2 protein-coding genes and 1 pseudogene are annotated in these 5,782 nt (G+C 39.8%); all 3 read left to right on the forward strand.

The window, feature by feature from the left end; translation table 11 throughout:
* The coding region (locus JMF85_RS11985) for a restriction endonuclease (RefSeq protein WP_201318263.1) at positions 1–2,275 on the forward strand (2,275 nt) is incomplete at its 5' end.
* Positions 2,276–2,718: 443 nt separating this feature from the next.
* On the forward strand, positions 2,719–4,047 hold the full coding sequence (locus JMF85_RS11990) for a reverse transcriptase/maturase family protein (protein WP_201318264.1): 1,329 nt from the start codon (positions 2,719–2,721) through the stop codon (positions 4,045–4,047).
* Between the two features lie 505 nt (positions 4,048–4,552).
* Positions 4,553–5,782, forward strand: a pseudogene (locus JMF85_RS11995) (IS256 family transposase); the annotation flags it as partial.

Consider the following 5,782-nt stretch of genomic DNA (forward strand, 5'->3'; position numbering starts at 1 on the left):
TGATACTACAGACAAAGCCAAGGAAGCCATTGCTTCTTTAAATCCATTGTGCGTATTAAGATACTCTGCTACACACAAAGAAAAATACAATCTTATGTACAGGCTCGATCCAGTTGATGCCTACCAGAAGAAATTAGTCAAACAGATTAAAGTTACTTCCATCAAAACGATGGATAACTTCAACAAGCCTTACTTAAAATTGGTAAGTGTAAGCCGAAATAATGGGTTTAAAGCCGTCTTGGAAATGGATATTAAACGGAGGAATGGCTCAGTTACTCGAACGACTAAAACCGTCAAACAAGACGACGATTTGTTCATTATCTCCGGCGAACGTGATCTTTATAATGGTTTTATCGTCTCTAATATCGATTGCTATGAAGGTGATGAGTCCATTGAGTTTACCAATGGTACACTGCTATCTTTGGGACAAGTAATTGGGGATATCGACGAAGATGATATGAAGCGTGCCCAAATCCATGCGACGATTGAAGAACATTTGAACAAAGAAAAAAAGCTCGTCCCACTTGGAATCAAAGTATTGAGCTTATTTTTTATCGATCGAGTTGAGCATTATCGCAGTTATGATGATGAGGGTAATCCTGTAAGGGGTAAATATGCTGTCATGTTTGAAGAGGAGTACAACAAACTCATACAATTACCTAAATATCAGTCTTTGTTCAATGACACGAAATACATGATGAACTTTGACCCTGAACAAGTGCATAACGGATATTTCTCAATTGATGGAAAAGGTAAATTGAAGGATACGCGCGGCAACACCGAGGCAGATAATAGTACTTATAACTTAATCATGAAAGATAAAGAAAGATTGTTAAGTTTCGATACCCCCCTCCGATTTATCTTTTCTCATTCAGCGCTCAAAGAAGGCTGGGATAATCCGAATGTTTTTCAAGTTTGCACATTAACTGAGGCTTCGGATACATTTACCAAACGACAAAAGATTGGCCGCGGACTCAGACTGGCAGTAAATCAGGATGGGGATCGGATTTACGATAGCAATCTTAATATATTGACTGTTATTGCTAATGAATCTTTTGAAGAATTTGCCGAGAATTTGCAAAAGGAAATTGAAGATGAAACCGGGGTCAAGTTTGGCGTTGTTGAAAAACATGCTTTTGCCAATATGGTTATTATAAATGAATCAGGAGAGTCATTGAACCTGGGATATGAGCGATCAGAAGAAATATGGAAGTATTTATTTTCAAATAAGCTAGTACAGAAGAATGGGAAAGTAACAGACGAATTGAAAAAACAAATCAGTGAAGAAACATTTGAGCTTCCAGAAGCTTTCAAAGCGTTAGAGCAGCAAGTTATAGATGTAATCCGTAAATCTGTCTCCAAACTGGAAATTAAAGATAGTCGTAATGAAATACAGGTTCAGTTGAACAAGCAAGTTTATTTAAGTCCTGAATTTGAGCTATTATGGGAAAAGATTAAGCATAAAACAACCTATTCTGTTCAAATGGACATAGAGGCATTAGTAAAGCATTGTGTAGATGAGATTAGAGCTATGCCAGAAATTAAAGCATCAAGCCTAGTGCGAACTGACGCCAAAATTTATGTAAAAAAATCAAGCGTCGAGGGAGAGCTTTCAAGTTCAAAAGTAATGGAAAGATTGCAGATAAAGACTCCCCTCCCCGACTTATTAAGATTTATTCAAGACGAAACGAAACTAACTCGGAAAACCATCGTCGAAATACTAATTCAGGCGAATCGGTTTGAGGATTTTAAGAGCAATCCACAAAAGTTTATGGAAGCTGTAACAGAGATCATTCGCAAAAATATGCGCCGTATGGTAACGAGCGGAATCAAATATGAGAAGATAGCCGGGCAAGAATACTATAAGCAAGAAATCTTTGAATCCCAAGAATTACTGGGCTACTTACAATCGAACGCAATTGAAGTGGATAAGTCGGTATATACTCATGTGATCTATGACTCGGAGACTGAACGTGCGTTTGCCGAGAAAATGAATGAGGACGACGATGTAAAGCTATTCGCTAAGCTGCCATCTTCGTTTAAGATCGAAACTCCAATTGGCAATTATAATCCAGACTGGGCAGTAGTGATCGATCAAAATGGAAGCGAGCAGCTCTATTTCGTTATTGAAACCAAAGGAACCGTGGATGGTGACCAACTTCGTTTATTCGAAAACGCCAAGATCGCATTCGGGCGCAAGCATTTTGAAGCATTGAAATCAGGTGTAAAATATGAGTTAACCAATGATTTTCTTGAATTTAAACATAGTATTTAATAAACTAAAGTTGGTCATCAGTTGATATAGTTTGTTTTCTTCAATATTATCTTCTACCAGAGTGCGGAAGATGCTGTGTTTAAGGCTTTAGGGGTCGAATGAGCGAGAGTCACAATTTTTTGTCGAATTTTAGTTTGCCAAATCTATGAAACTATGATACTATAATTTTGCCTTGCAGACCTGCTGTAAGGGTTGGAGATTGAAGTCAAGGGTCTGGCGAGCAGTAGCACGCACAAGACACACTGACACAGTTCACTGGTGGACACGAATTCACACATCAACCAACAAGCACTCCACATTGAACACGCCTCCTCAACTATCATAGCATAGTTGTTCATGCGTAATGTACGGGTGGCTGCAATACAATTACATCATACCTGCCAACTTAGGGATGCTACCCCCCGTGTTGGCAGGTATTGCACTTTATGGGGGAATTTATGACTGTGGATGAGTGGAAGAAAAAGGTGAAATTCCGAGGCTATGCCCATTTCGATAGAAAAATAACCATAAATGAAGCATGGGATTATATCTCTGATCCACTAAAAATAAAAACTCATGGCTTTCTTCCTTTTATCCACCATACATTGAAAATTACGAAGTATAGTAAATCCAAAGGTAAGAGTACCAAAAACCGTGAAATTTGTTATTCCGCACACATGGATCGGTATATCTATCAGTACTACGCCTATAAATTAAATGAAGAATATAACAATAGAGTATCTATTGACGGTCTTGATCAATGCTCGATTGCGTATCGCAACAATCTGCACATGAATAATATTCATTTTGCTAAACAGGCTTTTGACAAAATAAAAGAACTTAAAGAATGCTATGTCGTCATCGGGGACTTTAAAAACTTTTTCGACAGCCTTGACCATCAATACTTAAAAAAGCGAATGTGTCAGCTGCTTCAAAAAGACAAGCTTCCTAACGATTATTATGCGGTATTTAAAAACATCACTAAATATTCAACATGGGAATTATCCGACCTTTTGAAAGAAAATGGGCATTTGTTAAATCTTTCTGGAATTAAGCGACTAAACAAACAAGATTTGGCGATACCTTGGAGTAAATTTAAGGCCTTAAAGAAGGACATGGTTACTTCAAATAAAAAGTCGTTCGGCATTCCTCAAGGATCGGCAATAAGTGCTGTGTTGTCAAATATATACATGCTTGAGTTCGATGCTAAGATAAATTCATATGTTACTTCCAAAGATGGAATGTATATGAGGTATAGCGATGATGTTATTGTTATCCTCCCAAAAGATAAGGCGTTACCATTGGAACAAGAACTTGCCTTCTTGATGTCAATCATACATGCAACACCGTCACTGGTGTTGGAGCCTGATAAAACCCAACTTTTTGAATGCAGTATAGGCAACATAGACTCATTTGAAATCCGCGATGCTTTATTATGTATGACACGAAAAAAGAAAATTGATTACTTAGGTTTTTCTTTCGATGGGAATGCTGTAACTATTAGGGATAAGACCATTTCGAAGTATTATAATAAGTTGAATCGAAATATAAAGAAGATTCTGAGAAGCAAAGATGATCCAAAAACAAAAGTAATCATTAAAAGCATACGCCTCTATCGAAAATTTGGATATCATGAGCATGAGGATAGCAAGGATTTAAAAAATAGGAACTTCCTTAGTTATGTGGATAGGGCCGAACGAATATTTGGTCCTGATGAGCGAGTTAATGTAGTGAAGTCAAGACACATTCAGATGATAAGAAAAAAAATGAGAAATCATGAAAGACGATCATAGTGGTCGTCTTTTTTTGTGCGAATTTACATAAACAAGGACTTAATGCCTATATTGTCGAATTATCAATAAAGGGATTTTATTCCACAGGAACGTATATTCGATGACAACCTATTGTCTAATCATTATGTTTAAATAGGATCAACAGACATTAGCGATGGAGGGATTAGGTAATGGCATTTCTGAAATGCTCGGAATGCACCAATATGCTAAAGGCAATTCAAATTTCCAATAAAATCAGCCAAGTTGGGGAGCAACGATTACTTGAATATTCGCCAACCGGGATTAAATGCTCAGACTGGACTCCCGTAATTGAAAACCTCCGAGGATTCGCAGAAGGAATTTACTGTCCGTCTTGTTTTGCTATCGTTCCTCTAGAGAAAGAAGTGTTGAGTCCGTATAATTGTGTAAATTGATAGATTCCTTAAAATAAAGGGAGCCATTATCAAATCCCTCAGTTAGAATGGTGTTGTCGAAGCATCACTCTAAATACACGAGGTGAATTGAAATGGCTCAATACCAGATTAACGTAGATTCGCAACTTTTACAGCAACTTTTTTTAGGTAATTCACAGGATTCCGGCGTAGCTAAGCTGCTCGAATCTGTACTGAACCAAATCTTGCAAGTGCAGGTGACAGAACAAGTGGAAGCGGATCGGTATGAGCGATCAGATGATCGTCAAGGGTATCGAAATGGGACATATCCTCATCAATTACATACACGAGTTGGAACCATTACCTTAAGTGTTCCGCGCATTCGTGGCGGGAAGTTCACGACTGAGCTTTTCATGCGTTACCAGCGCAGTGAACAGGCACTCATTTTAGCTATGATGGAGATGGTCGTAAACGGTGTCTCTACACGAAAGGTGTCCCAGGTCACCGAAGAGCTTTGCGGTACAGAATTCTCAAAGTCTACCGTTTCCGAACTTTGTAAGCGGCTGGACCCGATTGTGACCGCTTGGAACAATCGTCCACTTTCAGACAGCCGGTTTCCTTTTGTACTCGTGGATGCCCTGTATTTGAAAGTACGGGAAGACGGGCGTGTCCGCTCTCGAGGAGTCATGTTAGGGATTGGCGTAAATACGGACGGGCAACGTGAAGTATTAGGCCTTATGCTGGGCGATACAGAATCCGAGGAGAGTTGGACAGAATTTTTTAGTTGGCTCAAACAACGTGGTCTCCGCGGTGTTGATTTCATCGTCTCTGATGATCATGGCGGGCTTGTTCGCTCCATTCGCCAACAGTTCCAAGGAGTAACCTGGCAACGTTGCCAGACGCACTTTATGCGCAATATCCTTGGTGCTTCTCCAAAGGATTTGAAAGAAGAGATTCACGCCCATGTGAGAGCCATTCTGGAAGCTCCTGATCCGGATACTGCGCGCATGCTTCTTAACCAGACTATCGCTGCATTTGGCGAAAAAACAGCTAAAGCGATGAGGATATTAGAGGCAGGCTTTGACGATGCCACAGCTGTCCTGAGCCTGCCTGAGAAGTACCGTAAACGTCTGCGTACTACGAACGGCGTGGAACGCTTGAACGAGGAAGTTCGTCGTCGCGAGCGCGTCATTCGTATCTTCCCAAATCGTGAGTCTGTCATTCGATTGATCGGCGCGTTGCTCATGGAGCAGGATGAAAAATGGGCTGCCGGGAAGAAATATCTCGATATGACCGAGTATCTCGAATGGCGCGAAAACAGGCCAAAAACCAGTTCCAAAGTAACACGAATTATGTGACCAAAT

Source organism: Paenibacillus sp. EPM92, from assembly GCF_016586185.1.
GTDB classification, from domain to species: Bacteria; Bacillota; Bacilli; order Paenibacillales; family NBRC-103111; genus Paenibacillus_G; species Paenibacillus_G validus.